At 68.8% G+C, this 25063-nt stretch carries 20 protein-coding genes and 1 pseudogene; 15 read left to right on the forward strand and 6 right to left on the reverse strand.

Going from position 1 to position 25063, the window contains the following annotated elements; genetic code table 11:
• The 3 genes from Y706_RS25720 to Y706_RS0115170 form a co-directional block, all read right to left on the reverse strand.
• A partial coding sequence (locus tag Y706_RS25720; RefSeq protein ID WP_043436276.1) for a non-ribosomal peptide synthetase occupies nt 1-3160 on the reverse strand: 3160 nt, incomplete at its 3' end.
• A 113-nt stretch (nt 3161-3273) separates the two neighbouring features.
• Nucleotides 3274-4239 (reverse strand): quinone oxidoreductase family protein, encoded by a 966-nt coding sequence (locus tag Y706_RS0115165; RefSeq protein ID WP_028277261.1) that lies wholly within the window; start codon nt 4237-4239, stop codon nt 3274-3276.
• Nucleotides 4240-4403: 164 nt separating this feature from the next.
• Nucleotides 4404-5507, reverse strand: coding sequence for a fatty acid desaturase family protein (locus Y706_RS0115170; RefSeq protein ID WP_028277262.1), 1104 nt, complete (start codon nt 5505-5507; stop codon nt 4404-4406).
• Between the two features lie 188 nt (nt 5508-5695).
• Between Y706_RS0115170 and argC the strand changes: the two genes are divergently transcribed.
• The 10 genes from argC to Y706_RS0115220 all read left to right on the forward strand — a co-directional run bounded on the left by argC (nt 5696) and on the right by Y706_RS0115220 (nt 16044).
• Nucleotides 5696-6739: an N-acetyl-gamma-glutamyl-phosphate reductase gene (gene argC / locus Y706_RS0115175; protein ID WP_028277263.1), complete on the forward strand. Its 1044-nt coding sequence runs from the start codon at nt 5696-5698 to the stop codon at nt 6737-6739.
• A complete protein-coding gene (argJ, locus tag Y706_RS0115180; RefSeq protein WP_028277264.1) occupies nt 6736-7902 on the forward strand; it encodes a bifunctional glutamate N-acetyltransferase/amino-acid acetyltransferase ArgJ in 1167 nt (388 codons plus the stop codon). Before argC ends, argJ begins: the two co-directional genes overlap by 4 nt.
• A gap of 89 nt (nt 7903-7991) precedes the next feature.
• Nucleotides 7992-8921 carry an acetylglutamate kinase gene (gene argB, locus Y706_RS0115185; RefSeq protein ID WP_028277265.1) on the forward strand — a complete coding sequence of 310 codons (930 nt, stop codon included), beginning with the start codon at nt 7992-7994 and terminating at the stop codon, nt 8919-8921.
• Nucleotides 8918-10246 carry an acetylornithine transaminase gene (locus tag Y706_RS0115190; RefSeq protein WP_028277266.1) on the forward strand — a complete coding sequence of 443 codons (1329 nt, stop codon included), beginning with the start codon at nt 8918-8920 and terminating at the stop codon, nt 10244-10246. The genes argB and Y706_RS0115190 overlap by 4 nt, the downstream gene beginning before the upstream one ends.
• An 8-nt stretch (nt 10247-10254) precedes the next feature.
• Nucleotides 10255-11286, forward strand: a complete 1032-nt coding sequence (gene argF / locus Y706_RS0115195) for an ornithine carbamoyltransferase (RefSeq protein WP_043436277.1) — start codon at nt 10255-10257, stop codon at nt 11284-11286.
• Nucleotides 11286-11816: an arginine repressor gene (locus Y706_RS0115200; RefSeq protein ID WP_028277268.1), complete on the forward strand. Its 531-nt coding sequence runs from the start codon at nt 11286-11288 to the stop codon at nt 11814-11816. Before argF ends, Y706_RS0115200 begins: the two co-directional genes overlap by 1 nt.
• 110 nt (nt 11817-11926) lie before the next feature.
• Nucleotides 11927-13132: an argininosuccinate synthase gene (locus tag Y706_RS0115205; RefSeq protein WP_028277269.1), complete on the forward strand. Its 1206-nt coding sequence runs from the start codon at nt 11927-11929 to the stop codon at nt 13130-13132.
• A gap of 5 nt (nt 13133-13137) precedes the next feature.
• Complete coding sequence (gene argH, locus Y706_RS0115210) at nt 13138-14574, forward strand: argininosuccinate lyase (protein WP_028277270.1); 1437 nt, start codon at nt 13138-13140, stop codon at nt 14572-14574.
• A gap of 138 nt (nt 14575-14712) precedes the next feature.
• Nucleotides 14713-15249 (forward strand): pyridoxine/pyridoxamine 5'-phosphate oxidase, encoded by a 537-nt coding sequence (locus Y706_RS0115215; RefSeq protein ID WP_028277271.1) that lies wholly within the window; start codon nt 14713-14715, stop codon nt 15247-15249.
• A gap of 57 nt (nt 15250-15306) precedes the next feature.
• Nucleotides 15307-16044 (forward strand): maleylpyruvate isomerase family mycothiol-dependent enzyme, encoded by a 738-nt coding sequence (locus Y706_RS0115220; protein ID WP_028277272.1) that lies wholly within the window; start codon nt 15307-15309, stop codon nt 16042-16044.
• 58 nt (nt 16045-16102) lie between these two features.
• Here Y706_RS0115220 and Y706_RS0115225 read toward each other — a convergent pair whose 3' ends face one another.
• Both Y706_RS0115225 and Y706_RS0115230 read right to left on the reverse strand, forming a co-directional pair.
• On the reverse strand, nt 16103-16621 hold the full coding sequence (locus Y706_RS0115225) for a methylated-DNA--[protein]-cysteine S-methyltransferase (RefSeq protein WP_028277273.1): 519 nt from the start codon (nt 16619-16621) through the stop codon (nt 16103-16105).
• Nucleotides 16618-18165 (reverse strand): AlkA N-terminal domain-containing protein, encoded by a 1548-nt coding sequence (locus Y706_RS0115230; RefSeq protein WP_028277274.1) that lies wholly within the window; start codon nt 18163-18165, stop codon nt 16618-16620. The genes Y706_RS0115225 and Y706_RS0115230 overlap by 4 nt, the downstream gene beginning before the upstream one ends.
• Nucleotides 18166-18255: 90 nt before the next feature.
• Between Y706_RS0115230 and Y706_RS0115235 the strand changes: the two genes are divergently transcribed.
• Together Y706_RS0115235 and Y706_RS30295 are read left to right on the forward strand one after the other, a co-directional pair.
• Entirely contained in the window at nt 18256-18945 is a 690-nt protein-coding gene (locus Y706_RS0115235; protein WP_028277275.1) for a DNA-3-methyladenine glycosylase, read from the forward strand.
• A 73-nt stretch (nt 18946-19018) separates the two neighbouring features.
• Nucleotides 19019-19666 (forward strand): hypothetical protein, encoded by a 648-nt coding sequence (locus tag Y706_RS30295; RefSeq protein ID WP_028277276.1) that lies wholly within the window; start codon nt 19019-19021, stop codon nt 19664-19666.
• Between the two features lie 192 nt (nt 19667-19858).
• Here Y706_RS30295 and Y706_RS30300 read toward each other — a convergent pair.
• Nucleotides 19859-20290: pseudogene (locus Y706_RS30300) on the reverse strand (GNAT family N-acetyltransferase); the annotation flags it as partial.
• Between the two features lie 180 nt (nt 20291-20470).
• On the opposite strand from Y706_RS30300, the gene Y706_RS0115250 reads away from it, so the two are divergent.
• The 3 genes from Y706_RS0115250 (at nt 20471) to tyrS (ending at nt 24743) form a co-directional block, all read left to right on the forward strand.
• The gene (locus tag Y706_RS0115250) at nt 20471-20992 is read left to right on the forward strand and encodes an adenine phosphoribosyltransferase (RefSeq protein ID WP_028277278.1); all 522 of its coding nucleotides are present in this window, start codon (nt 20471-20473) and stop codon (nt 20990-20992) included.
• 149 nt (nt 20993-21141) lie between these two features.
• The gene (locus Y706_RS0115255; protein WP_028277279.1) at nt 21142-23370 is read left to right on the forward strand and encodes a HelD family protein; all 2229 of its coding nucleotides are present in this window, start codon (nt 21142-21144) and stop codon (nt 23368-23370) included.
• A gap of 59 nt (nt 23371-23429) precedes the next feature.
• On the forward strand, nt 23430-24743 hold the full coding sequence (gene tyrS, locus Y706_RS0115260) for a tyrosine--tRNA ligase (protein ID WP_028277280.1): 1314 nt from the start codon (nt 23430-23432) through the stop codon (nt 24741-24743).
• Nucleotides 24744-25063: the final 320 nt, after the last annotated feature.

Consider the following 25063-nt stretch of genomic DNA (forward strand, 5'->3'; position numbering starts at 1 on the left):
GCCACGAGGTGCCGGACTTCGCCTTGGCCGGCGTCGCGGACAACACCGCCACAAGGGAGTTCTTGGGCACGCTGCGCCCGGCCGCCGTCATGCCCGAGTTGCCCAGGAAAGACCGCTTGCCGATCTTGGCCGGGGCTATGTGCATCCAGCCGCCGTCGAGTTCGTACGACGCCACCATCGTGTCGTCGGCCAGGAACGCGCCCTCGCCCACGGTGGTCATCCGCGGGATCAGCAGCACTGTCGAGGCCTCCACGTTGCGGCCGACCTTCGCACCAAGAAGCCGAAGCCAGACCGGCGTAAAGAGGCTGGCGTAGATCGGGAACAGCAGATCCCGGGCCAGATCCAGTACCCGCTCGGTTGCCCAGACCTGCCACCCGATCCGGCTCCGGACCCGGTAGTAGCCTTCAGCGAGGCCGACGCTGAGGAGCCTCGTCGTGGCCAGGATCAGCAGCAGGTTGGTCAGGAACCATGCCAGCGCCGCCAGCGGGATCGAGAGCGCTATGCCGGGCAGGGCCGCGGGCAGGGAGGAGCTGCCCTGGATGAACGCGAAGATCACCAAGCCCGCGACGGCGGCGGAGACGTAGGGGATGAGCGCCAGCATGGCGGAGGCGGCGGCGAAACCGGCGAACCACAACCGGCCCATCAGCCGGTGCTCGTCCGGGGAGTCCGGCCATGAGTGCCGGGCCTTGCCACGGCGCTCGGCCGGCGACCCGGCCACGAGCTGGCCCGCCTTGACCTTGCCGATCACAGCGGAACCCGGCTCCACCTGCGCCCCGGCACCCACCGTGGCTCCCGGCATCAGCGTGCTGCGGGCCCCAACGCTTGCGCCGGGGCCAATCCGGATGGCGCCGATGTGGACACGGTCGCCGTCGATCCACCAGCCGGACAGATCGACTTCGGGCTCGATATTGGATCCTGTGCCGAGGGTCAGCAGCCCGGTGACGGGCGGCAGCGAGTGCAGCTGGACGTTCTCGCCGATCTTCGCCCCGAGCGCTTTCGCGTAGTAGGGCACCCAGGGCGCGCTGGCGAGGCTGATGGCGCCGGCGAGGTCCTGGATCTGTTCCGCGAGCCAGAGCCGGAGGTGCACCCGCCCGGACCGGGGATAGGTGCCTGGCACCACGTTGCGCAGCAGGATGCGGGCGGCGGCGACGGAGAGCAGCATCCGCCCGGCGGGACTGACGAAGACCAGCCAGGAAGCTCCCACCCACCACCATGAGATCGTTGGCGCGGCGCTGAATCCGGCGACGGCGGCCAGCAGGTTGTTGGCTGCCATCAGGTAGGTCAGCCAGCGCATGCCGACCAGGATGTGCAAGGGAACGCCCAGGAGCGTTTGGAAGGCCTGCGACTTCCGCGCGGTGGGCCGGACGGTGCGCTCCTGGGCAGCGACGGCACCACCCTCCGGCAGCGACTGCCGGGCCTCGTCCACCAGGGCGCCCACCCGGGGTGTCGCGTAGATATCGGCCACCGTGATGGTGGGATAGCGGACGCGGAGGGCGGACACGAGCTGCGCGGCGGCCAGCGAGCCGCCGCCGTAGGCGAAGAAGTCGGCATCGAGGCTGGTGACCGGGCTTCCCAGCACGGCGCTCCACTGCTCCACGATCCACTGTGCGTCCTCCGGCAGGTTCAGCGGGGCACCTTCGGCCTCCGCCGCTCCGGTTCCACTGAGCGGCCAGGGCAGGGCGTGGCGGTCCACTTTGCCGCTGGTCTTGGTCGGCAGCGAATCGACGAGCGTCAGCAGCGGAATGAGGGGCGCGGGCAGGCGTTCGCCCAGCAGTTCGCGGGCGGCTGCGAGGTCGATGTCACGGCCCGCGACGGCGGCAAGGTAGCCGACCAGGATCTGGTTGCCGGCCGCGGTGGTCTGCACGGCGGCCGCGGCGCCGGCGATATCCGGCAGGGACTGCAGGGCGGCGTCGATTTCGCCGAGCTCGATCCGGCGGCCGCCGAGCTTGACCTGCTCATCGGCGCGGCCCTGGAAAATGAGGCCTTCTGCTTCGTACCTGACGAGGTCGCCGGAGCGGTAGGCGCGCGGCCAGCCCAGGGACGGCATGGGGGCATATTTTTCCGCGTCCTTGACCGGGTCAAGGTACCGGGCCAGCCCGACGCCGCCGATGATCAGTTCGCCCACCGCGCCTTCGGCGACGGGCAGCGAGTCGGCGTCGACGACGGCGAGGTCCCAGCCGTCCAGCGGCAGGCCGATCCGGATGGGGCCGGGCGCGCCGAGCTGCGCGGCGCACGCGACCACGGTGGCCTCGGTGGGCCCGTAGGTGTTCCATACTTCGCGTCCTTCGACGGCGAGCCGTTCGGCAAGGTCGGGCGGGCATGCCTCCCCGCCGAAGATCAGCAGCCGGACACTTTCCAGCGACTCCACGGGCCAGAGAGCGGCCAGTGTGGGGACGGTGGAGACCACGGTGATGCCGTGGCTGATGAGCCAGGGGCCGAGGTCCATCCCGGTCCGCACCAGCGCCCGGGGTGCCGGAACCAGGCAGGCGCCGTGGCGCCACGCGAGCCACATTTCCTCGCAGGAGGCATCGAAGGCAACGGACAGGCCGGCCAGCACCCGGTCCTGCGGACCCACCGGATCGGCCTGTAGGAAGATGCGGGCCTCGGCGTCCACGAACGCGGCGGCTGAGCGGTGCTGGACCGCGACGCCCTTGGGGGTGCCGGTGGAGCCGGACGTGAAAATGACCCACGCGTCGTCGTCGGGGCCGGGCGGCCTCGCGTCGGGGAACGGGCGGGGGTGGTTGCTGTCCGTGACGATCTTCCCGCCGGCGCGGAGGATGCCGGCCACCCTCGCCTCCCCGAAGACCAGTTTGGCCCGCTCGTCGGGATCGTCGGCGTCTACGGGGACATACGCCGCACCAACCAGCAGCACCGCCAGGATCGAGACATAGAGCTCGTTGGTGCCCGACGGGATCCGGACGCCGATCTTGTCACCGGCACCCAGCCCGGCGAGGTGCAGTTTCCGGGCGGCGGCCCGGACCTCGTCCATGAGCTGGGCGTAGCTGAGCGAACGGTGGCCGTCGTCGAGCGCCGAAGCGTCCGGGTACCGGGCGGCAGTATCCCGGACGATGTCTATCAGCGTGCGCTCCGGCGGGGCGGAGAGGGCGCCCGGCAGCTGGGGCTCGTGGACGGTGAGACGGGGAGCGGGAAGACTCTGCACCGCACCGGCGTCGGGGGCTTCACTGGGGGTCAGTCGTTGCTCGGTCACTGGCGCATTGTCCCTGCAGGAGATGAACGGATGGTGTTGCCGTACGGCTTGGGGGACCGTGCAGCTTAGGGGACGAGGATGACTTTGCCGGTGGTGCGGCGCTGTTCAAGGTCCTCGTGGGCACGGGCCGCCTCGCCGAGAGGATAGCGTGCGCCGATCCTGACCTTGAGGCTGCCGTCGGCAGCGGCGGCAAAGACTTCGTCGGAGCGCCAGCGGCGTTCCCGGGCGTCGCGCAGGTAGTGGCCCATGGTGGGCCGCGTGAGGTACAGCGAGCCGCCGGCGTTGAGCCGCTGCGGGTCGAACGGCGGGACCGGGCCGGACGCTGCGCCGAAGAGGACCAGCATGCCCCGGATGCGCAGGGACGCCAGGGAGGCGTCGAAAGTGTCTTTTCCGACGCCGTCGTACACCACATCCGCGCCGGTGCCGTTGGTCAGATCCCGGACCCGGTCGGCGAAACCGTCGTAGCGCAGCACGTGGTCGGCGCCGGCTTCGCGGGCCAACTGCTCTTTCGCGTCTGTCGAAACGGTGGTGATGACATTGGCGCCCCTGGCCTTGAGCAACTGGATCATCAGGAGCCCCACACCACCGGCGCCGGCGTGGAGCAGCACGGTGTGGCCGGACTCGACCTTGAAAGTTGAGTTGATCAGGTAGTGGGCCGTCACGCCCTGCAGCGGCAGCGCCGCGGCGGTGAAATCATCCAGGCCGTCGGGAACCGGGAGGGCCTTGTCCTCATCGACGAGTGCGTAGCCGGCGTAGCAGTCAGCGCCCTCGGCCGTGGCCACCCGGTCACCGGGAGCAAACCCGGTGACGGCGTCGCCGACCTCCTCCACGGTGCCCGCGGCCTCGGAGCCGGGCGTGAAGGGGTAGCTGACCTTGTAGACGCCGCTGCGCTTGTAGGTGTCAATGAAGTTCACGCCCGCGGCCGCGACCTTGACCAGCAGCTGGCCGGGCCCGGGAACGGGTCGGGCTGTCTTGTCGAGTTCGAGGACCTCGGGGCCGCCGGCCTGGCGGGCGACGATTGCGTGCATCATGTGGCTCCTTTTCCGGGCGGGGAATTCTGTCCCGGTCCCTGGGTCCATCCTAGGGACACCGGGGGTAACCATGAAGGGGCCTTCCGTAACCAGCCGTCACGTGATGTTTGGGCCGACGTGACCCGGAGGCGGCGGGTCCTGCGCGGCCGACGGCGGTCCGTCCTTTAGTAGCGGCGGGTTACCGTTGCCATCGGGCATTCAAAGTGGCGGCCCGCGGCGAGTCCGACGTCGTTGAGGTAGCGGACAATGATGGCGTACGACTGCATCAGCGTGGTTTCCGTGTACGGGACCTGGTGCTTGGCGCAGTACTCGCGGACGATCTTGGCGGCCTGGTGCAGCTGCGGGCGGGCCATGTCCGGGAAGAGGTGGTGTTCGGCCTGGCGGTTGAGGCCGCCGAGCAGGATGTCCATGAAGCGGCCGCCCGAGATGTTCCGGGACGTCAGGACCTGGCGGCTGAAGAAGTCCACCCGGCTGTCCGCCGGCAGCACCGGCATGCCCTTGTGGTTCGGCGCGAAGGACGCGCCCATATAGAAGCCGAACACGGCCAGTTGGACGCCGATGAAGGCGAACGCCATGCCCAGCGGCAGGAAGGTGAACGCGAGGACCGGCAGGAGGCTGAGCCGGACCGCGAGGATCGGGATTTCGACCCAGCGGTGCGTGACCTTGGCCCGGCGGACGATGAATTTCACGGAATCGATCTGCAGTCCCAGGCCCACCAGGAACAGGAGCGGGAAGAAGAACCAGCCCTGCTTGCGGGTCAGGAACGCGAGGCGTCCCTGGCGGTCGGCTACGGCTTCGGGGTGGAAGGCGATGGGGCCGGGCGCGATGTCCGGGTCCTTGGAGATGACGTTCGGGTGGTTGTGGTGCGCGCCGTGCTTCTGCTCCCACCAGGAGTAGCTGATCCCGGCCACGGAGGTGGCCAGCAGGCGTGCTGCCCAGTCGTTGGCACGGCGGGACGCGAAGATCTGCCGGTGCCCGGCCTCGTGGGCGAGGAAACTCAACTGCGTGCAGATGATGCCGAGGGCGGCGGCGATCAGGAGTTGGAACCAGCTGTCACCGATCAGCGCGAACCCGAACCAGGTGGCGGCCATCAGGAGCACCAGGCTGGCGAACACTGTGATGTAGAACCCGACGCGCCGTTCGAGGAGGCCGGCCGTCTTCACGCTCTTGAGGAGTTCCGAATAGCTCAGGACGACGGCGTTGGGCTGCCGGACCCGCGATGGCGGCCGCGCCGGCGTTTCGGCGGGAAGGGTGGAAGTGGCGGTCATAGGGCGCTTGCCTCGTCACGGTTACGGGCAACGCTGCAGCTGACATTCGCAGCTGCACGGTCTGGATCACCCTTTATCAAGCATACGCCCCCGGGTTTCCGCGGCGGGCCGTTCGGGAGCTTTGGACACACGCTCATCGATGCATAAATATCGGCATCTATGCATACTCTTGCTGTATAGTCGTGCTTATGACTATTTCTGTTGCCGTTTCCGGGGCTAGCGGCTATGCCGGCGGCGAGGTCCTGCGGCTCCTCGCCGGTCATCCCGACGTCACCATCGGCGCCATCACGGCCCACAGCAACGCCGGTTCCAGACTAGGGGAATTGCAGCCGCATCTCCATGGCCTCGCGGACCGGATCCTCGAAGACACCACCGTGGATAACCTGGCCGGGCACGACGTCGTGTTCCTGGCGCTTCCGCACGGGGCATCCGCGGAGATCGCGGCGCAGCTGCCCGCCGGGACCCTGGTCATCGACGCCGGCGCGGACCACCGACTCGAGGACCCGGCGGCCTGGGTGAAGTTCTACGGGTCGGCCCACGCCGGAACCTGGCCCTACGGACTCCCGGAACTGCCCGGCCAGCGCGATGCCCTCCGCGGCGCCACCCGGATCGCCGTCCCCGGCTGCTACCCGACCTCGGCCCTGCTGGCACTCACCCCCGGCTTCAGCAACCAGCTGCTGGAGGGCGACGACGTCGTGATCGTCTCCGCCTCCGGCACCTCAGGGGCCGGCAAAGCTGCCAAGGTCAACCTGATCGGCGCCGAAGTCATGGGCTCCATGAGCCCCTACGGGGTCGGCGGGGGACACCGGCACACCCCCGAGATCGAACAGGGACTCTCCAAGGCGCTGGGGGCCCCGGTCACCGTCTCCTTCACGCCCACGCTGGCGCCGATGAGCCGCGGCATCCTCACCACGGCGACCGCCAGGGTCCGGCAGCAGCCAGGCCGCAGTGTCACTGCCGCAGACCTCCGTGCCGCCTGGGCCGAAGCCTACGACGACGAACCGTTCGTGCACCTGCTCCCCGAGGGGCAGTGGCCCTCCACGAAATCGGTCCAGGGATCGAACCACACGGGCATGCAGCTCGCCTTCGATGAGCACACCGGCCGCGTGATCGTGTGCTGCGCCATCGACAACCTCACCAAGGGGACCGCCGGCGGAGCCGTGCAGTCCATGAACCTAGCCCTCGGCCTGGCGGAAACCGCCGGCCTCAACCTCCAGGGAGTCGCACCGTGAGCATCACCGCACCGCAGGGATTCCGCGCCGCCGGCGTGACGGCCGGGCTCAAGGCTTCCGGCAAGCCGGATGTGGCCCTCGTGGTCAACGACGGCCCGTCCAAGGCCGCCGCGGCGGTCTTCACGTCCAACCGCTTGGCCGCGGCCCCCGTGCACTGGTCCCGCGAAGTGGTCAAGGACGGGCGCGTGGATGCCGTGATCCTCAACTCCGGCGGCGCCAACGCCTGCACCGGGCCCCAGGGGTTCCAGAACACGCACACCACCGCGGAGAAGACCGCCGAAGCCCTCGGCGTCTCCGCCACCGACGTCGTGGTCTGCTCCACCGGACTGATTGGCGAGCAGCTGCCCATGGAGAAAATCCTGGCCGGGATCGGTTCCGCCACCGCAGCCCTGGCCGCGGACGGCGGCCCCGCGGCGGCCACCGCGATCATGACCACGGATTCGGTGTCCAAGCAGGCCGTCTTCACCGGCACGGCCTCGGACGGCACGCAGTTCACCATCGGCGGCATGGCCAAGGGCGCCGGCATGCTGGCCCCGGGCCTGGCCACCATGCTGGTGGTCCTCACCACGGACGCCGACGTCCCGCCGGACGTGCTCGACGCCGAACTCCGCAACGCCACGCGGCTCACCTTCGACCGGGCGGACTCGGACGGCTGCATGTCCACCAACGACACCGTGGTGCTGCTCGCCTCCGGCGCCTCCGGTGCCGCGCCGTCCGCCGCCGACTTCGGCACGGGCCTGACCCAGGTCTGCGCCGAGCTGGCCCGCAAACTGATCGGCGACGCCGAGGGCGCCAGCCACGACATCGCGATCCGGACGTTCAACGCCGCGAGTGAGCGGGACGCAGAAGTCGTCAGCCGCGCCGTCGCCCGCTCCAACCTGTTCAAAACCGCGATCTTCGGCAAGGACCCCAACTGGGGCCGCGTGCTGTCCGCCGTCGGCACCACCGACGCGGCCTTCGAACCGGACCAGCTGAACGTGTCCATGAACGGTGTGCAGATCTGCCGCAACGGCAGCATCGGCGATGACCGGAACCTCGTGGACCTCGAACCGCGCGAGGTCCTGGTCGAAATCGACCTGCAGGCCGGTACAGCCGAGGCCACGATCCTCACCAACGACCTCACCCACGACTACGTCCACGAAAACAGCGCCTACTCCAGCTGACCTCCCACTCCAGCTAATCCCCCGGGGGGAAGGCACAGTTGGGATGAACAGTAGGGATGAACAGTAGGGACCAACAGAGGACGAACAGCATGAACACCCAGACCCGCGAGACCACCTCCCAGTCCGACGCCCGGGACAAAGCCGCCACGCTGATCGAGGCGCTGCCCTGGATCCAGCGCTTTGCCGGCAGCACCATGGTGATCAAGTACGGCGGCAATGCCATGGTCAATGACGAGCTCCGCCGCGCCTTCGCCGAGGACGTCGTGTTCCTGCACCACGTCGGCATCCACCCCGTGGTGGTGCATGGCGGCGGCCCGCAGATCAACGCCATGCTCAGCCGGCTCGGGATCGAATCCGAATTCAAGGGCGGGCTGCGCGTCACCACGCCCGAGGCCATGGATGTGGTCCGGATGGTCCTCACCGGCCAGGTGGGACGCGAACTCGTGGGCCTGATCAACTCCCACGGCCCGTACGCCGTCGGGATGTCCGGCGAAGACGGCGGCCTGCTCCGCGCCGTCCGCACCGGCACCGTGGTGGACGGCGAAGAGGTGGACCTCGGCCTGGTGGGCGAGGTGGTCGGGGTGAACCCGGAAGGGATTGTGGACATCCTCGCGGCCGGCCGGATTCCCGTGATCTCCACCGTCGCCCCGGAGATCCACGACGACGGATCCACCACCGGGCAGGTACTTAATGTGAACGCGGACACGGCGGCGGCCGCGGTCGCGTCGGCCCTGGGTGCCTCCAAGCTGGTCATCCTGACCGATGTCGAGGGCCTCTACGCCAACTGGCCGGACAGGTCATCGCTTATTTCGTCGCTGACGGCGTCGGAGCTGCGCGAGATGCTGCCGCGCCTCGAGTCCGGCATGATCCCGAAGATGGCGGCGTGCCTGAAGGCCATTGACGACGGCGTCGAGCGCGCCCACATCGTGGACGGCCGCCTGCCGCACTCGATGCTCCTGGAAACCTTTACGACCGCCGGCATCGGCACCCAGGTCGTCCCCGACGAGGAAAGCAAATGAACCAGATCGAAAAGGCACCTTCCACGGATCTCGAACACTCTCCGGTAGCGGATCTAGTTCACTCGCGCGCCAGTGGCGCGCAGTGGCTGTCCCGCTACTCGTCCTCCCTGCTGGGCGTCTTCGGCACCCCGCAGCGGGTCCTGGTCCGCGGCGCCGGCTGCCTCGTGTGGGACGCCGACGGCAAGGAATACCTGGACCTGCTCGGCGGCATCGCGGTGAACGCCCTCGGCCACGCCCACCCGTTCGTGACCTCGGTGATCTCCAGCCAGCTGGCCACCCTGGGCCACGTCTCGAACTTCTTCACGAGCCCCACCCAGATCGCCCTGGCCGAGAAGTTGCTGGAACTGTCCAAGGCCCCGGCAGGCTCCAAGGTGTTCTTCGCCAACTCCGGCACCGAAGCCGTCGAGGCGGCCTTCAAACTGGCGCGCCGTAACAGTGGCGCGAGCCAGTCCGCGGCCGCGGAGAATACTGTCGCGGAAAGAACAGCGAAGCCGCGCACCAAGATCATCGCGCTCGAAGGCGCCTTCCACGGGCGCACCATGGGTGCCCTCGCGCTGACCTCCAAGGAGGCCTACCGGGCGCCGTTCGCGCCGCTGCCCGGCGGCGTCGTGCATGTCCCGTTTGGTGACATCGAGGCCCTCCGCGCCGCCATTGATGAGACCACTGCCGCCGTCTTCCTCGAACCGATCCAAGGCGAGGCCGGCGTCCGGCCGCTGCCTGCCGGCTACCTCAAGGCGGCCCGCGAGGCCACAAGCGCGGCCGGCGCCCTGCTGATCCTCGACGAGGTCCAGACCGGCATCGGCCGCACCGGCAAGTGGCTGGCCAGCGAGGACGCCGGAATCGTGCCCGACGCCGTGACCCTCGCCAAGGGCCTGGGCGGCGGCTTCCCGGTCGGCGCTCTCCTCACGTTCGGCCCGGAAACGTCTGCCCTGCTGACCGCCGGCCAGCACGGGACGACATTCGGCGGCAACCCGGTGGCCACCGCCGCCGCCCTCGCCACCCTGCACGTCCTGGAAAACCAGGACATCCTGGCCCACGTCCGGAACCTGGGGGAGCATCTGCGCGCCGGCCTCGCCGGAATCGCCGGCGTGACAGAGGTCCGCGGCGAGGGGCTGCTGATCGGCTTCGACCTCGACGCCGACGTCGCCCCGGGCGTCGTGGCCGCCGGTCTCGACGCCGGGTTCATCGTCAACAGCCCGGGCCCGCGCACCATCCGGCTGGCGCCCCCGCTGATCCTCACCACCGAGCAGGCAGACCTTTTCCTGGCCGCCCTGCCGGCACTGCTCGAGACCGCCAAGACCAACGCTGCAAAGGACGCCAAGTGACCGCCGCCGTGACCGCCTCAGTGCCCACCCGCCACTTCCTCAAGGACACGGACCTCAGCCCGGCCGAACAGGCCGAGGTCCTCGAGCTCGCCGTCCGGATGAAGGCCGCGCCCTACAGCGTGCAGCCCTTCGCCGCAGACGGCAACGGCCGCCGGACGGTGGCCGTCATCTTCGACAAGACCTCCACCCGGACCAGGGTCTCCTTCGCCACCGGCATCGCGGACATGGGCGGCAACGCGCTCATCATCAACCCCGGCGAGGCGCAGATCGGGCACAAAGAATCGGTCGAGGACACCGCCAAGGTGCTCGAACGCATGGTCTCCACCATCGTGTGGCGCACTGGCGCGCACGCCGGGCTCGTCGCCATGGCCGCGAACTCCCGCGTTCCGGTCATCAACGCCCTGTGCGACGACTACCACCCGTGCCAGCTCCTGGCCGATCTGCTGACCGTCAAGGAGCACAAGGGCTCGCTCCAGGGCCTGACCATGGCCTACCTGGGCGACTCGGCCAACAACATGGCCAACTCCTACCTGCTGGCCGGCGTGACGGCGGGAATGAACGTCCGCATCGCCGGACCGGAAGGCTACCTGCCGTCGCCGGAGATCATCGCCGCCGCCGAGGACCGCGCCGCGGAGACCGGCGGCTCGGTGCTGGTGACGGTTGACGCCGCCGAAGCGCTCCTGGGCGCCGACGTCGTCGCGACCGACACGTGGGTGTCCATGGGCCAGGAGGCGGAGAAGGAAGCGCGGATGAAGCTGTTCCGCGCCTATTCCGTGGATGCCGACGCGATGAAGCTCGCGGCGCCGGACGCCGTCGTGCTGCACTGCCTCCCGGCCTACCGGGGCTACGAGATCGCCGCGGACGTCATTGACGGCCCGCAGTCGGTGGTCTGGGACGAGGCCGAAAACCGGCTGCACGCGCAGAAGGCACTCATGGCCTGGCTCATGCACCGCTCCGGTCTGGCAGATGTTGACGGGCTGGCGCCACTCGGTGGGCTCGCGCCACTCGATGGGCCGGCACCGGTGGGCGGACCGGCCTGATGTCCGTCCAGCCAGCCTCTCCTGGGGCCAGCCCGGCCACCAAGACAGCCCGGCAGGCGCGGATCACGGCGATTCTCACGGGCGAATCTGTCCGTTCCCAGGCCGAGCTCGCGGCGCTGCTCGCGGACGACGGCGTCCAGGTCACCCAGGCCACGCTGTCACGCGACCTCGTGGAACTCGGCGCCGTCCGGGTCCGCGGCAAGGACGGCGTGCTGGTCTACGCCGTCCCGGGGGAGGGCGGTGAACGGACGGCCAAGAGCGGCGTCACCCAGGAAATCCTCGACGCCCGGCTGACCCGGTTGTGCGGGGAACTGCTCGTCACCGCCGAGGCCTCCGCCAACCTCGTGGTGCTTCGGACCCCGCCGGGCGCCGCGAACTTCCTGGCCCTCGCCATCGACCACTCCGTGATGCCCTCGATCCTGGGCACCATCGCTGGGGACGACACCGTCCTGCTTGTCACCCGGGACCCCCTGGGCGGCGCGGACATCGCCGCACGCTTCCTGCAGTTCGCCGAGGAAGCCGGCCAATAAGCCACACCATGAGCCCTTCACAGGACCGGGCACCCGGGGTGTGTGACAGGCTTGCAACAGACAGATTTTCCCAGACTTAAAGCATCACCAAACAACTAAGGAGCATTTCCGTGACTGAGCGTATTGTTCTGGCCTACTCCGGTGGCCTGGATACTTCCGTAGCCATCGGCTGGATCGGTGAAGCCACCGGCGCCGAGGTCATCGCCGTGGCGGTCGACGTCGGACAGGGCGGCGAATCGCTGGAGACCATCCGCCAGCGCGCGCTGGGCTGCGGCGCCGTCGAGGCCTACGTCGCCGACGCCAGCGACGAGTTCGCCAACGAGTACTGCGTGCCCACGCTGAAGGCCAACGCCCTCTACCAGGGCCACTACCCGCTGGTCTCGGCCATCTCCCGCCCGGTGATCGTCAAGCACCTGGTCAAGGCCGCCCGCGAATTCGGCGCCACCACCGTCGCCCACGGCTGCACCGGCAAGGGCAACGACCAGGTCCGCTTCGAAGTCGGCATCCAGACCCTCGGCCCGGACCTGAAGTGCATCGCCCCGGTCCGCGACCTCGCCCTGACCCGCGACAAGGCCATCGCCTTCGCCGAGGAAAAGGGACTGCCGATCGAGACCACCAAGAAGAACCCGTACTCGATCGACCAGAACGTCTGGGGCCGCGCCGTCGAAACCGGCTACCTCGAGGACATCTGGAACGCCCCCACCAAGGACATCTACGACTACACCGCCACCCCGGAATTCCCGCCGGCACCGGATGAGGTCACCATCTCCTTCGAGGCCGGCGTACCGGTCGCGATCGACGGCGTCAAGGTCACCCCGCTGCAGGCCATCAAGGAACTCAACCGCCGCGCCGGCGCCCAGGGCGTGGGCCGGATCGACGTCGTCGAGGACCGCCTCGTGGGCATCAAGTCCCGCGAGATCTACGAGGCACCGGGCGCCATGGCGCTCATCACCGCGCACAAGCACCTCGAAGACATCACGATCGAGCGCGAGCAGGCCCGCTTCAAGGCGACCGTCGGCCAGCGCTGGGCCGAGCTGGTCTACGACGGCCAGTGGTTCTCGCCGCTCAAGCGCTCCCTCGACGCCTTCATCGAGGACACCCAGAAGTACGTCTCCGGTGACATCCGCATGGTGCTGCACGGCGGCCAGGCGATCGTCAACGGACGCCGCTCCGAGACCTCGCTCTACGACTTCGACCTTGCCACGTACGACACCGGCGACACGTTCGATCAGTCGATGGCGCGCGGCTTCATCGAGCTGTGGGGCATGTCCGCCAAGGTTGCCTCCGGCCGCGACATCCGCGTCGCAGGAGAGTAGCCCCTGTGGCTGAGTCGGAAACCACTAAGTCTGAGGCGACAAATACGGGAGCGCTGTGGGGCGGCCGGTTTGCCGGCGGCCCCGCGGACGCCCTCGCCGCGCTGAGCAAGTCCACGCACTTCGACTGGCGGCTGGCCCGCTACGACATCGCCGGGTCCAAGGCGCACGCCCGCGTGCTGCACAAGGCCGGGCTGCTGGACGACGCCGAACTCGACGGCATGCTGGCCGCCCTGACGCAGCTGGATGAGGACGTCGCCTCCGGCGCCTACCTGCCGGCCGAGTCCGATGAGGACGTGCACGGTTCGCTCGAGCGCGGCCTGATCGAACGCGCCGGTACCCAGCTCGGCGGCAAGCTCCGCGCCGGCCGGTCCCGCAACGACCAGGTGGCCACCCTGGGACGGATGTTCCTGCGCGACCACGCCCGGATCATCGCCCGCGGCGTGCTCGCCACGATTGACGCTCTCGTGGACCAGGCCAAGGCGCACCAGGGCGTGGCCATGCCTGGCCGCACCCACCTGCAGCACGCCCAGCCGGTCCTGCTCAGCCACCACCTGCTGGCCCACGCATGGGCGCTGCTGCGCGATGTGCAGCGGCTGGCCGACTGGGACAAGCGCGCCGGGGTTTCGCCCTACGGCTCCGGTGCCCTGGCGGGCTCCTCGCTCGGCCTGGACCCCGAGGCCGTCGCCGCGGACCTGGGCTTCTTCTCGGCGACGCACAACTCGATCGACGGCACCGCCTCCCGAGATGTCTTCGCCGAGTTCGCCTGGATCACGGCCATGATCGGCGTGGACCTGTCCCGGGTCTCGGAAGAAGTGATCCTGTGGGCCACGAAGGAGTTCTCCTTCGTCACCCTGCACGACTCCTACTCCACCGGCTCCTCGATCATGCCGCAGAAGAAGAACCCGGACGTGGCCGAACTCGCTCGCGGCAAGGCCGGCCGGCTAATCGGCAACCTGACCGGGCTGCTGGCCACCCTGAAGGGCCTGCCGCTCGCGTACAACCGCGATCTGCAGGAGGACAAGGAACCGGTCTTCGACGCCGCCGACACCCTGGAGGTCCTGCTCCCGGCAGTCTCCGGGATGATCGCGACGCTGAAGTTCAACACCGAACGGATGGAAGCGCTGGCTCCCCAGGGTTTCGCGCTGGCGACGGACATCGCCGAATGGCTGGTCCGCCAGGGTGTGCCGTTCCGCGAGGCGCACGAGCTCTCCGGCGCCGCGGTCAAGCAGGCCGAAAGCCGCGGCGTCGAGCTCTGGGACCTCACGGACGAGGAATACGCCGCCATCTCGGGGCACCTGACGCCGGAGGTCCGTACGGTCCTGTCCACCGAGGGTTCGCTCAACAGCCGGAACTCGCAGGGCGGCACCGCACCGGCCGCCGTCGAACGCCAGCTGCTGGCCCTCGAGGGCGAGCTCGCCGGCGTGCGCGAGTACGCGGGCTAGCCAGCACACGCTCCCTCAGTTCCGGCAGCGTCTCCGCCGACGCTCCTGCATGCAATGCAGGAGCGTCGGCGGATTTCCTGCCAAAAGTGAGGGAGCGTTTGGCGTTTGCCGCCGAAAACTCCCCGCTAGCATTGCGACATGAGCGAATCGTTCCGCCGACTGCTGCGTGCCCTGCCAGACTTCCCGGAAGTGCTCCCGGACTTCGACCCGGCGGCGGCGCCCGCGGACCCCGCGGAGCTGTTCCGGCTGTGGCTGGACGAGGCCCTGGCGGCCGGGGTGCCGCAGCCCAATGCGTGCAGCCTGGCCACCGCCGATGAGCACGGCCGGCCGTCGTCGCGGATGCTGATCCTGAAGGACATCGACGCCGACGGCTGGCACTTCGCCACGTCCCGGAAATCCCGCAAGGGCAAGGAGCTCACGGCCAACCCGCACGCGGCGCTGAACTTCTTCTGGCAACACCAGGGCCGCCAGGTGCGGGTGGCCGGGGACGTCGTGGAGCTGTCCGCGGAAGCCTCGGCCGCCGACTGGCGGGCCCGGCCCGGCGCCGACGACGGCGAAAATGCAGACAATGAAAACACAGACTGGCAGCTCTACGCCATCCGGCCCCGCGAAATCGAATTCTGGCAGGCCCGGCACGACCGCCGGCATATCCGGCACCGCTACGCGCCCCGCTGACCGGGCAACGCTCAGTTAATCCGACTTAATCGGGTGGCTCGGTTTAGGATGGGCGCCATGACCTCAATCACACCAGATAACCTTCGGGCAGAACTGCACCGCGCCGCCGGAGTCGTGGCCGGAATCGCCGCGAAACTGACGGAGCAGGACATCGAAGCGCCGTCGGAACTGCCCGGCTGGAGCCGCGGGCACGTGCTGGCCCACATCTGCGGGATTGCCAACGCGATGGCCCGGCAGCTCGAATTTGCCGCCCGCGGCGAGGGTGTCGAACTCTATGACGGCGGCTTCGAGGGGCGGAACCGCGCCATCGAGATGGCGGCCGGCCACAGCCTCGGGCAGCACCGGGCCGACCTCGACGCAGCGTTGGACCGGGCCCTGCGCGCCTTCGACTCCCTCGACGCGGCCGGCTGGCGTGAGCCCATCACCTACCGCGGAGGAGTCGTGTTCGACGGCGGCCTGGCACTGTGGCGCGAACTCGTCATCCATGCCGCCGACCTCGGCACCGGCCACGGACCGGAAACCTGGAGCCGCCCGTTCTGCGGGCACCTTTTCGATTTCCTCTCCGCGCGGGTACCCGAGGGCCAGCGCTTCGTGCTGCAGCCGCTCGGCCTGCCCGCGGTGGCCATCGGGAGCGGCGGAACCTCGACCGTGATCAACGGCATGCTCACGGACATCGCCGCGTGGCTCGCCGGCCGCAACCCCACCCTCGGCAGCCTGCGCGCCACCGCCGCGGCCGACGGCGTCGACCTTCCGAAGCTGCTGCCCTGGCCTGCCGGCGTTCCGGTCAACAACTGAGGTCGCGGGGCCATCGGGGGCAGGCCTCGCACGGGGCCGAGTTTGGGCCCGTACAGGCCTAGGGCCGTGCCGTCGCGAGGGCTGCTTCGCGTTCCCGGTCCAACAGACGGCCCTTGACGGCCAGCCCCCAGCGGAAGCCGCCCAGCGTCCCGTCGGTGCGGATGACGCGGTGGCAGGGAACAAACAGGGCCGCCGCATTGAAGGCGCAGGCACTGGCGGCCGCCCGGACGGCCTTGGCGTTGCCGGACAGCTCCGCGTACTCCGTGTAGGTCACCGGGCGCCCCGGCGCGACCGTGCGCAGCACGTCCCAGGCATGGCTGCGGAACGGACCGGACTTCTGCAGCACCGGCACCCCCATGGCAGGCTCCGGATCGCCGGCATAGAACGCCTCCACGGCCTCGGAGATGTCGCCCAGCCCGGTGACGGTCTCGAATCCGGCCGGAAGCAGGTCAGCGTGGATCTGGCCGGTCAGCTCGCCGGGAACAGCGGTCCAGCCCGACGACAGGACAGCCCCGTCCCGGGCAATGATGGTGAACGGACCGTCCGGGGTGGACATGGTCAACAGCTGGGCTTTCATAGTTTCGCTTCCTTCGGAGTCTGCTTCGGAGTCTGCTTGTGGTTCTGCGTTGGAGCCTGCCTCGGCGGCAGGGACGGCTTGCGCGCCGCGGCCTGGGCAGCCGCTGCTGCGCGCCACAGGTGCATGGTGGCGTAGGAGCGCCAGGGGCTGACCTCACGGAAATCCGGGGTAAGTGTGGCGCCGTCGGGGGTCTCGGCGAGTGAACGGATGCCGTTGCGGACCGCGGCGTCGTTGGCCAGGAACACATCCGGCGCGCCGATGACCCGCATCGCGACGTATCCCACGGTCCACGGCCCGACGCCGGCCAGGGGCAGGAGCTTGGCCTCCAGCCCCTGCACGTCATCGCCGTAGCCGAAGTCGAGGTCACCCGAGGCCATCGCCGCCGCGGCGCCCCGGACAGCATCGATCCGCCGCTGCGGGCCCCGGAGCAGTTCGAAGCCGGTCCCGGCGATCTGTGCGGCCGTCGGGAACAGCCGGTGGAGGCCGTCATCCGGCACTAGGCTCGTGCTCCCGGCCGCGGAAAGCTGGACCAGGGCGGTCCGCGCGGCGGCCACGGTGATCTGTTGGCCGATCATCGCCCGGATCAGCAGTTCCTGCGGATCAACGGCGCCGGGCATCCGGATGCCCGGCGTGAGCGCCACCGCGGCGGCCAGCCGGGAATCGGCCTCGAGGGCGGCATCGATGGCGACCGGATCGGCGTCCAGGTCCAGCAGCCGGCGGACCCTGCTCAACAGGGCGGCCAGATCCCGGAGGTCGACGGCGCCGATGGTCAGCACGAGCGGACGCCCGGCCGCGCCGGCGTCGTAATCCACCCGGAAGCGGGCATCGCCGTGCATCAGCCGCAGGGTCCGGGCGTAGGAAGTGGAGGTACCTTCCTCGATCCCGGGGATGGCGCGGACGGCCAGGAAATCAAAGACGCCCGGGTCGAACGGTTCGCGGTACGGAAGGTTGAGCGTGAGCGCTGTGGTGGCCGCGGGGGAGCGGTGATGCCTGGCTGTGGCCCGGAGCGCGGAAGGCGTCATCGCAAAGACCTCGCCGATGGTCTCGTTGAACTGGCGCACGCTGCTGAATCCGGCGGCGAAGGCGATGTCCGAGACTTTCATGGCGGTGGAGACCAGCAGGGTGCGGGCGGTCTGGGCGCGGCTGGCCCGCGCCAGGGACAGCGGGCCGGCACCGAGTTCGTGGCTGAGGATCCGGTTGAGCTGGCGCGAGGAGTATCCGAGCCGGGCCGCGAGCCCCTCGACGCCGTCGCGGTTGATCACGCCGTCATTGATGAGCCGCATGGCCCGGCCGGCGATATCGGAGCGCACGTTCCAGGCCGGCGTACCCGGCACGGCCTCGGGCAGGCAGCGTTTGCACGCACGGTAGCCGGCGTCGTGCGCCGCGGCGGACGTTTCATAGAACGTGACATTGTCCGCCTTGGGCGTCCGCGCGGGGCACGATGGCCGGCAATAGATGCCGGTGGTCCGGACAGCTGTGTAGAACTGCCCGTCGAATCGGGTGTCCCGGGCATCGATTGCCCGGTAGCGCTGCCAGAAGTCCATCACCCCATCCTGCCAGCATCGCGGAGCGGCTGCTAGCGGAATTCGGACACGGCCTACCTCACCTTTGGCGGTGTTTGTTAAAGTCTGAGCATGACTTCCAGCCCGCTTCCTGCCGAGTCCGGCGCGGCCGTGTCCGTCCGCGAGCTGCTCTCGGCCGATGCCCGGCACGTGGCGCCGCTGATCCTCGGCGCGGTCCTGACGCACGACGGGCCCGGCGGATCCGTCTCGGTTCGGATTACCGAAGTGGAGGCATACCTGGGCCCGCATGATTCGCACCACCCTGACCCCGGGTCCCACACCTTCCGCGGCCAAACGGCCCGCAACGCCCCGATGTTCGGCCCGGCCGGCCACCTCTACGTGTATTTCACGTACGGGATGCACCATTGCGCCAATATCGTGTGCGGGCCCGAGGGCGTGGCGTCGGCGCTCCTGCTGCGGGCCGGCGAAGTGGTCGCGGGGCATGAACTGGCGAGGGCCAGACGGCCGACGTCGAAATCGGATGTCGACCTCGCGAGCGGGCCTGCCCGGCTGGCCACCGCGCTGGGACTGACGACGGCGGACAGCGGGCGGGATGCCCTCGCGCCGCCGTTCCGGCTGGAACCGGCCGCGCACCCGCCGGAGGGGGTCGCCGCGGGCATCAGCTCCGGTCCGCGCGTCGGCGTCTCCGGCGACGGCGGCAGCCACGAGTACCCCTGGCGGTTCTGGCTCAGCGGCGACCCGACCGTCTCCCGCTACAAGGCGGCAAAGCCGGCAAAGGCGCCAGGCGCCCGCGGCGCGTGAGGTAGCGGGCACTGTGTGCGCCCCGTTCCCGCGCCCTGATGCCGGAGCGTGCGGTGGGGGATGATGGAGCATTATGGGCGAGGGGAAGCGCGGAAAACCGGGCAGCGAGCTCGAGCGGCTCCAGATCTTCGCGGAGCTGGCCGCCGAATACTTCCGCATGGTGGAACTGTTCGCCCCCGACGGCGGGCAGGTCGCGGCGGACTCCGTCGAGGCAGAGCGCCGGCACTGGATTGAGCTCTTCCGCGCGGCCCTGCTGCGCAAATTCATCGTTCCCGAAGAACACGTTTCGCTCAAACTCGTGGTGCGGGCGCTGCGCCTGTGCAACTACTCGGCGAACTCCCGGCTAGCCCAGGGCGCAGCGGAAACGGCCGGGATGTTCACCAACGGGATGATCCGGGACCGCGAGGCGCTGATGGCCGAAATCGCCCTGGCCGACCATGACTTGTTCGAGGACGTCCTCTATGGACGGCTCCTTCACGGTGACGCCGACAGGTTCCGCCGGTCCGGATGGGCCGGGGACTACGCCCGGCTGAGCCGCGTGGCGGCCGGCCGGTTCGACGCCGAGCGCGCGCTCCGAAAAGCGCTGGACATCGTCAACTACGGGCTTGCCAACGGACTCCTGCGCCCGCCGGAACCGGACTCCGTGCCTCCAGATGCCGGGCCGCCCGATGCCGTGCCTCCCGTTCATCCGGACGCCTTGCCGCCACCGGCAGGGGATTAGGGGTTCCAGGTTGCTGCGGAGCTGCCCAGCGAGTAACCGGCGCCGACGGCGAAGGGGGGCGAGCCGGCGCCGCAGGTCCTCGCGCACGTGCGGCCACTCCTGCGAGAGGATCGAGAAGACGGCGGTGTCCGCGCGTCCCCCGCCTGGCGCCGCGCGGTGGCCGCGGAGGACCCCCTCGAATTGTGCGCCGAGCCGTTCGATCGCCGTCGCGCTCCGGGTGTTGCGGGCGTCGCAGCGGAAAGCCACCCGGTCCACTTCCAGTACCTCATAGGCGTAGGCGAGGAGCATGTGCTTGCTCGCCGGATTGACGTGGCTGCCCCAGAATTGCCGCCCGTAGAATGTTCCGCCGATTTCCAGGCGTTGCTGGTCCGGAACGTAGTCGCGGAGGGTCGTCGTGCCCAGCAGGGCGCCGGTGCGCCCGTCCGTCACGGCGAACGGGATGGTGGCGGGATCCTCCAGCCGTGACCCGAACAGCGCCGCCAGTTCGAGGGCAGTCGCAGGCATCGGTGCCGCCATGCCTGCCCACATGCCGGCGTCCACAAAATCGAAGAGGCCCGCCGCATGGTGCGGGGCCAGCGGAACCAGCCGAACGCCATGGCCGGAGAGGACGATTTCGTGTCGCATTCGAGCATTCAATCACCGGCGGGACGGACAGGAGCGGCGAATCCGACACCGACAGCGTGAACATTGGATGGCCGGTGGGTTGCCGCGGGCCGCCGGGACGGGAGGCCCGGGAAGCTTCCCGCTACCAGCCAGTAAGGTGGATGGGTGAATCAAAGCGACCCGAACCAGACGACGACTGCAATGCCGGTGGATGAGCTGATCAAGAGCCTGTGCGCCACCATCCCGGACTATCCCAAACCCGGCGTCAGCTTCAAGGACCTGACCCCGGTCTTCGCCGACGGTGCCGCCTTCGGGGCCGTCGTCGATGCCCTGGTGGGACCTTTCCAGGGCCAGTTCGACGCCGTCGCCGGAGTGGAGGCCCGCGGCTTCCTGCTCGCGGCGGCCGCCGCCTACGCCACCGGGACCGGGGTCATCACGGTCCGCAAGGCCGGCAAGCTTCCGCGCGAGGTGTTCTCCGAGGACTACGCCCTGGAGTACGGCACCGCCACCCTTGAGCTGCACCCAACGGACCTGGCGCCGGGGAGCCGGGTGCTGATCCTCGACGACGTGCTCGCCACAGGCGGTACGCTCGGCGCCGCGGCGCGGCTGTTCGAGCGGTGCGGGATCCACGTGGCCGGCGTCGGCGTGGTCATGGAACTCGACGAACTTGGCGGCCGCACGGCCCTGACCGGCCACAACGTCCGGTCCCTGCTGCGGATCTAGCGCGGACTGCAGGGGTGGACCATCTCGAACGGGTGGGTAGAATTCCCTGACGAAGACTGCCTTGGCATTGTTCGGCGACATGCAACAGCAATGCCCGCCGAAATGGCTGTAGAATGGTGGGTCCGTCTTTTTCGATAGGGGAACGTTCGATGCACGACGCTGATTTGGCCCATGAACGCGACTATGTGGCCGGACTTTACGCCCGACTCGATGAGTTGCGGGCGGAGAAGCGCACCCAGCTGGCCCAGGTGCGCCGTGCCGGTGCCGTCGGCACCATGCAGAACGTTTCCGAACGCGATGCCTTCGCGGCCCTCTACGAGGACCGCCTCGCCCAGCTTGACGCCGTCGACGACCGGCTCGTGTTCGGCCGCCTGGATCTGGATTCCGGAGAGGCCCAGTACATCGGCCGCATCGGCCTGACCACCGAGGACCTGCAGCGGCTCATGGTGGACTGGCGTGCGCCCGAGGCCGGCCATTTCTACCAGGCCACGGCGTTCGACCGGCAGGGCGTCCGCCGCCGCCGGCACCTGATCCTGCAGGGCCGCGAGGTCAAGGCAATCGAGGACGACGTGCTCGACGCCGACATGCTCGCCGACAATGATTCGCTCCAGGGCGAAGGCGCGCTGCTGGCTGCCCTGAACTCCAAGCGGACGGGCCGGATGTCAGACATCGTCGGCACCATCCAGTCCGAGCAGGACCGGATCATCCGTTCCTCCATCTCCGGCGCCCTCGTGGTCCAAGGCGGTCCGGGCACGGGCAAGACCGCCGTCGCCCTGCACCGCGCCGCGTACCTGCTCTACACGCACCGGGACAGGCTCAAGAGCGCCGGCGTCCTGCTGGTGGGGCCGACGTCGTCCTTCATGAAGTACATCGAACGCGTGCTGCCCTCGCTCGGCGAGACCGGCGTCGTGATGGCGAGCCTGGGCCGGCTCATGCCCGGCATCACCGCCGTCGCCGAGCCGGACTCCGCCGTGGCCGCCATCAAGGGCCGGCTCGACATGGCCGAGGTTGTCGCCAACGCCGTGGCCAACCGGCAGCGCATTCCGGCCGGAAACCGGACCCTCGAGGTGGACGGCCGCAAGCTGGTCCTCACGCCCAGGCAGGTCCGCCGCGCCAAGGAAAGGGCGCGCGCCACGGGCAAACCGCACAACGAGGCCCGCGTCTCCTTCGTCAAGATCCTGCTCCGCGAATTGACCGAACAGATGACGGAGCTGGTGGAGGCAGGCAACATCGGCAACAACGCCGACCGCTCCTACTTGGCCGAGGATGTCCGCTCGGCCCGGGATGTCCGGATCGCCCTGAACCTGTGCTGGATGCCGATGACCCCGGAGAAACTCGTGGGGGAGCTGCTCAGCAAGCCGGCCATCCTCGAGGCATGCACCCCGAACCTCAGCCCGGAAGAACGCGCACTGCTGCTCCGTCCGGCCGATTCGCCCTGGACCGAGTCCGACGTTCCGCTGCTGGATGAGGCTGCCGAATTGCTCGGCGAGCTTGATGCCGCCGCCGGGCGCGGCCTGGCGCAGCAGGAACAGGACCGGGCCCGCGACCTGGCCAACGCCAAGCAGACCCTGGTCAACATGGAAACCGCCGGCGTGGATGTCCTTGTCACGGCAGAAGACCTGGTGGACCAGAACCAGGAGCGTGAGACGCGGCTGACCGCGGCAGAGCGTGCCACCACGGACCGATCCTGGGCCTTCGGGCACATTGTGGTGGACGAAGCGCAGGAGCTGTCACCCATGCAGTGGCGGCTGCTGGTCCGACGCTGCCCGCTGAAGTCCTTTACGATCGTGGGCGACATCGCGCAGACCAGTTCTTTTGCCGGCGCCAACTCCTGGCACAGCGCGCTGGGCCCCATGTTCGGCGACCGCTGGCAGCTCGAGGAGCTGACCGTCAACTACCGCACCCCGTCCCAGATCGCCGAGGCCGCCGCCCGCATGGCGACCGCGGCCGGACTGGTCGTTTCGGCGCCCAAGGCCGTGCGGGAAGGGCGCTGGTCCCCGGTCATCGACAAAGTCGGCCAGGGCCAGATCGTCAGCAAGCTCGTCGAGGTGCTTCCGGTGGAACTGGACGCCATCGAGGGCGGCCTGCTGGCGGTCATCGCCGACGGCGGCCTTCTCCCTGAGGCCAGCGCGGCACTGCGGGCCGTGTACGGCCACCGGGTCGGGACGGGCGCCGGGAGTTATGCGCAGGACATCGTGGTGATCAGTCCCCGCGAGGCGAAGGGGCTGGAATTCGACGGCGTCGTGGTCCTGGAACCGACGGACATGCTCAATCACGAGCACGGCCGGGTGGGTGACCTGTACGTGGCCATGACCCGGCCCACCCAGCGCCTGCGGCTCATCGCCGCCGCCGGAGTCCCGGCAGGCATCGAGGAGTAGGCCGGGCCGGCAGGCGTCACCTGCGCTGCCGCCCGGTTGATCCTGCTAACTTAGATTCCGTGTCCCAGCTAAATATTCTCGATGCCCAGCAGAACGATCCCAGCTTTGCCAATATCTGGCAGGAGCTGAAATGGCGCGGCCTTGTCCACGTCTCCACGGATGAGGCGGAGCTCGAAAAGCTCCTCGCCGGCGACCCCGTGACGTATTACTGCGGCTTCGATCCGACCGCGCCGAGCCTGCACCTGGGCAACCTGGTCCAGCTGCTGCTCATGCGCCGGATCCAGCTGGCCGGCCACAAGCCGCTCGGACTCGTGGGCGGCTCCACGGGCTTGATCGGTGATCCGCGTCCGACGGCGGAACGCACCCTGAACACCAAGGACACCGTGTCCGAGTGGGTGGGCTACCTTCAGGCCCAGGTCCGTCGGTTCCTGAGCTTCGAGGGCGACAACGCAGCCCGGATGGTCAACAACCTGGACTGGACGGCGCCCCTGAGCGCCATCGACTTCCTGCGCGAGATCGGCAAGCACTACCGTGTCGGCACCATGCTCCGGAAGGACGCCGTCGCCTCCCGCCTCAGTTCCGACGAAGGCATCAGCTACACGGAGTTCAGCTACCAGATCCTGCAGGGCATGGACTACCTGCAGTTGTTCCGCGACTACGGTTGCATGCTGCAGACCGGCGGCTCGGATCAGTGGGGCAACCTCACCAGTGGCACCGAGCTCATCCGCAAGGTTGAGGGCAAACACGTCCACGCCCTGGGAACGCCGCTCATCACCAACTCTGACGGCACCAAGTTCGGCAAGAGCGAGGGCAACGCGATCTGGCTGGATCCAACCATGTGCAGCCCTTACGCGTTCTACCAGTTCTGGCTCAACACGGCGGACGCCGACGTCGCGGACCGACTCAAAGTGTTCACCTTCCTGAGCCGCGCCGAGATTGAGGAACTGGAGCTCGCGATCGCCGAACGGCCCTTCGCCCGCGAGGGCCAGCGAAAGCTGGCCTACGAGGTGACTTCGCTCGTCCATGGCGTGGACGCCACCGAGAAGGTCATTGCGGCTTCCGCCGCGGTGTTCGGCAACGGCGACCTCTCCGTACTGGACGAAGCGACACTGAAGGCGGCGACCTCCGAGCTGCCCTCCGCCACGGTTGACGCCGGCGCCCTGGGCATCATCGAGCTGCTGGTCGCCTCCGGTCTGTCTGAGAGCAAGTCCGCCGCACGCCGCACTGTGGGGGAGGGCGGCGCCTACGTCAATAATGCGAAGGTATCTGACCCCGACGCCGTTATTGCGGCCAGCGAGTTGCTGCACGGGCGCTACCTGCTTCTGCGCCGGGGCAAGAAGAACCTGGCAACGGTGGAAGTCGCCGCGTCCTGACCAGCACGGGATCCTGACCAGTACGGGATCCTGACCGGTACCGAAAACGCACCTGCACGCTCCTTCCCGGCCGATTTGCACGGCCGGGGAGGAGCGTGTATTGTTTTCTGAGTTGCCGCCGTTGAGTGGTGACAAACCCCCACAAATGAGAAGCAATTCTTCATGCGCCAGGCGCACATAATGAAAATTGCTTCAATTATGCTGGGCGGATTCGCTCCACAAAGCGAAATTCCGATGAAAATCGCGAATTTGCAAAGTGGAAATGAATGAAATAAGCTGTAAACATCGCAGCGAAGAAAAGCGAAACAAAGAATTCATCG

Source organism: Arthrobacter sp. I3 (assembly GCF_000520575.1).
Taxonomy (GTDB): domain Bacteria; phylum Actinomycetota; class Actinomycetes; order Actinomycetales; family Micrococcaceae; genus Arthrobacter; species Arthrobacter humicola_A.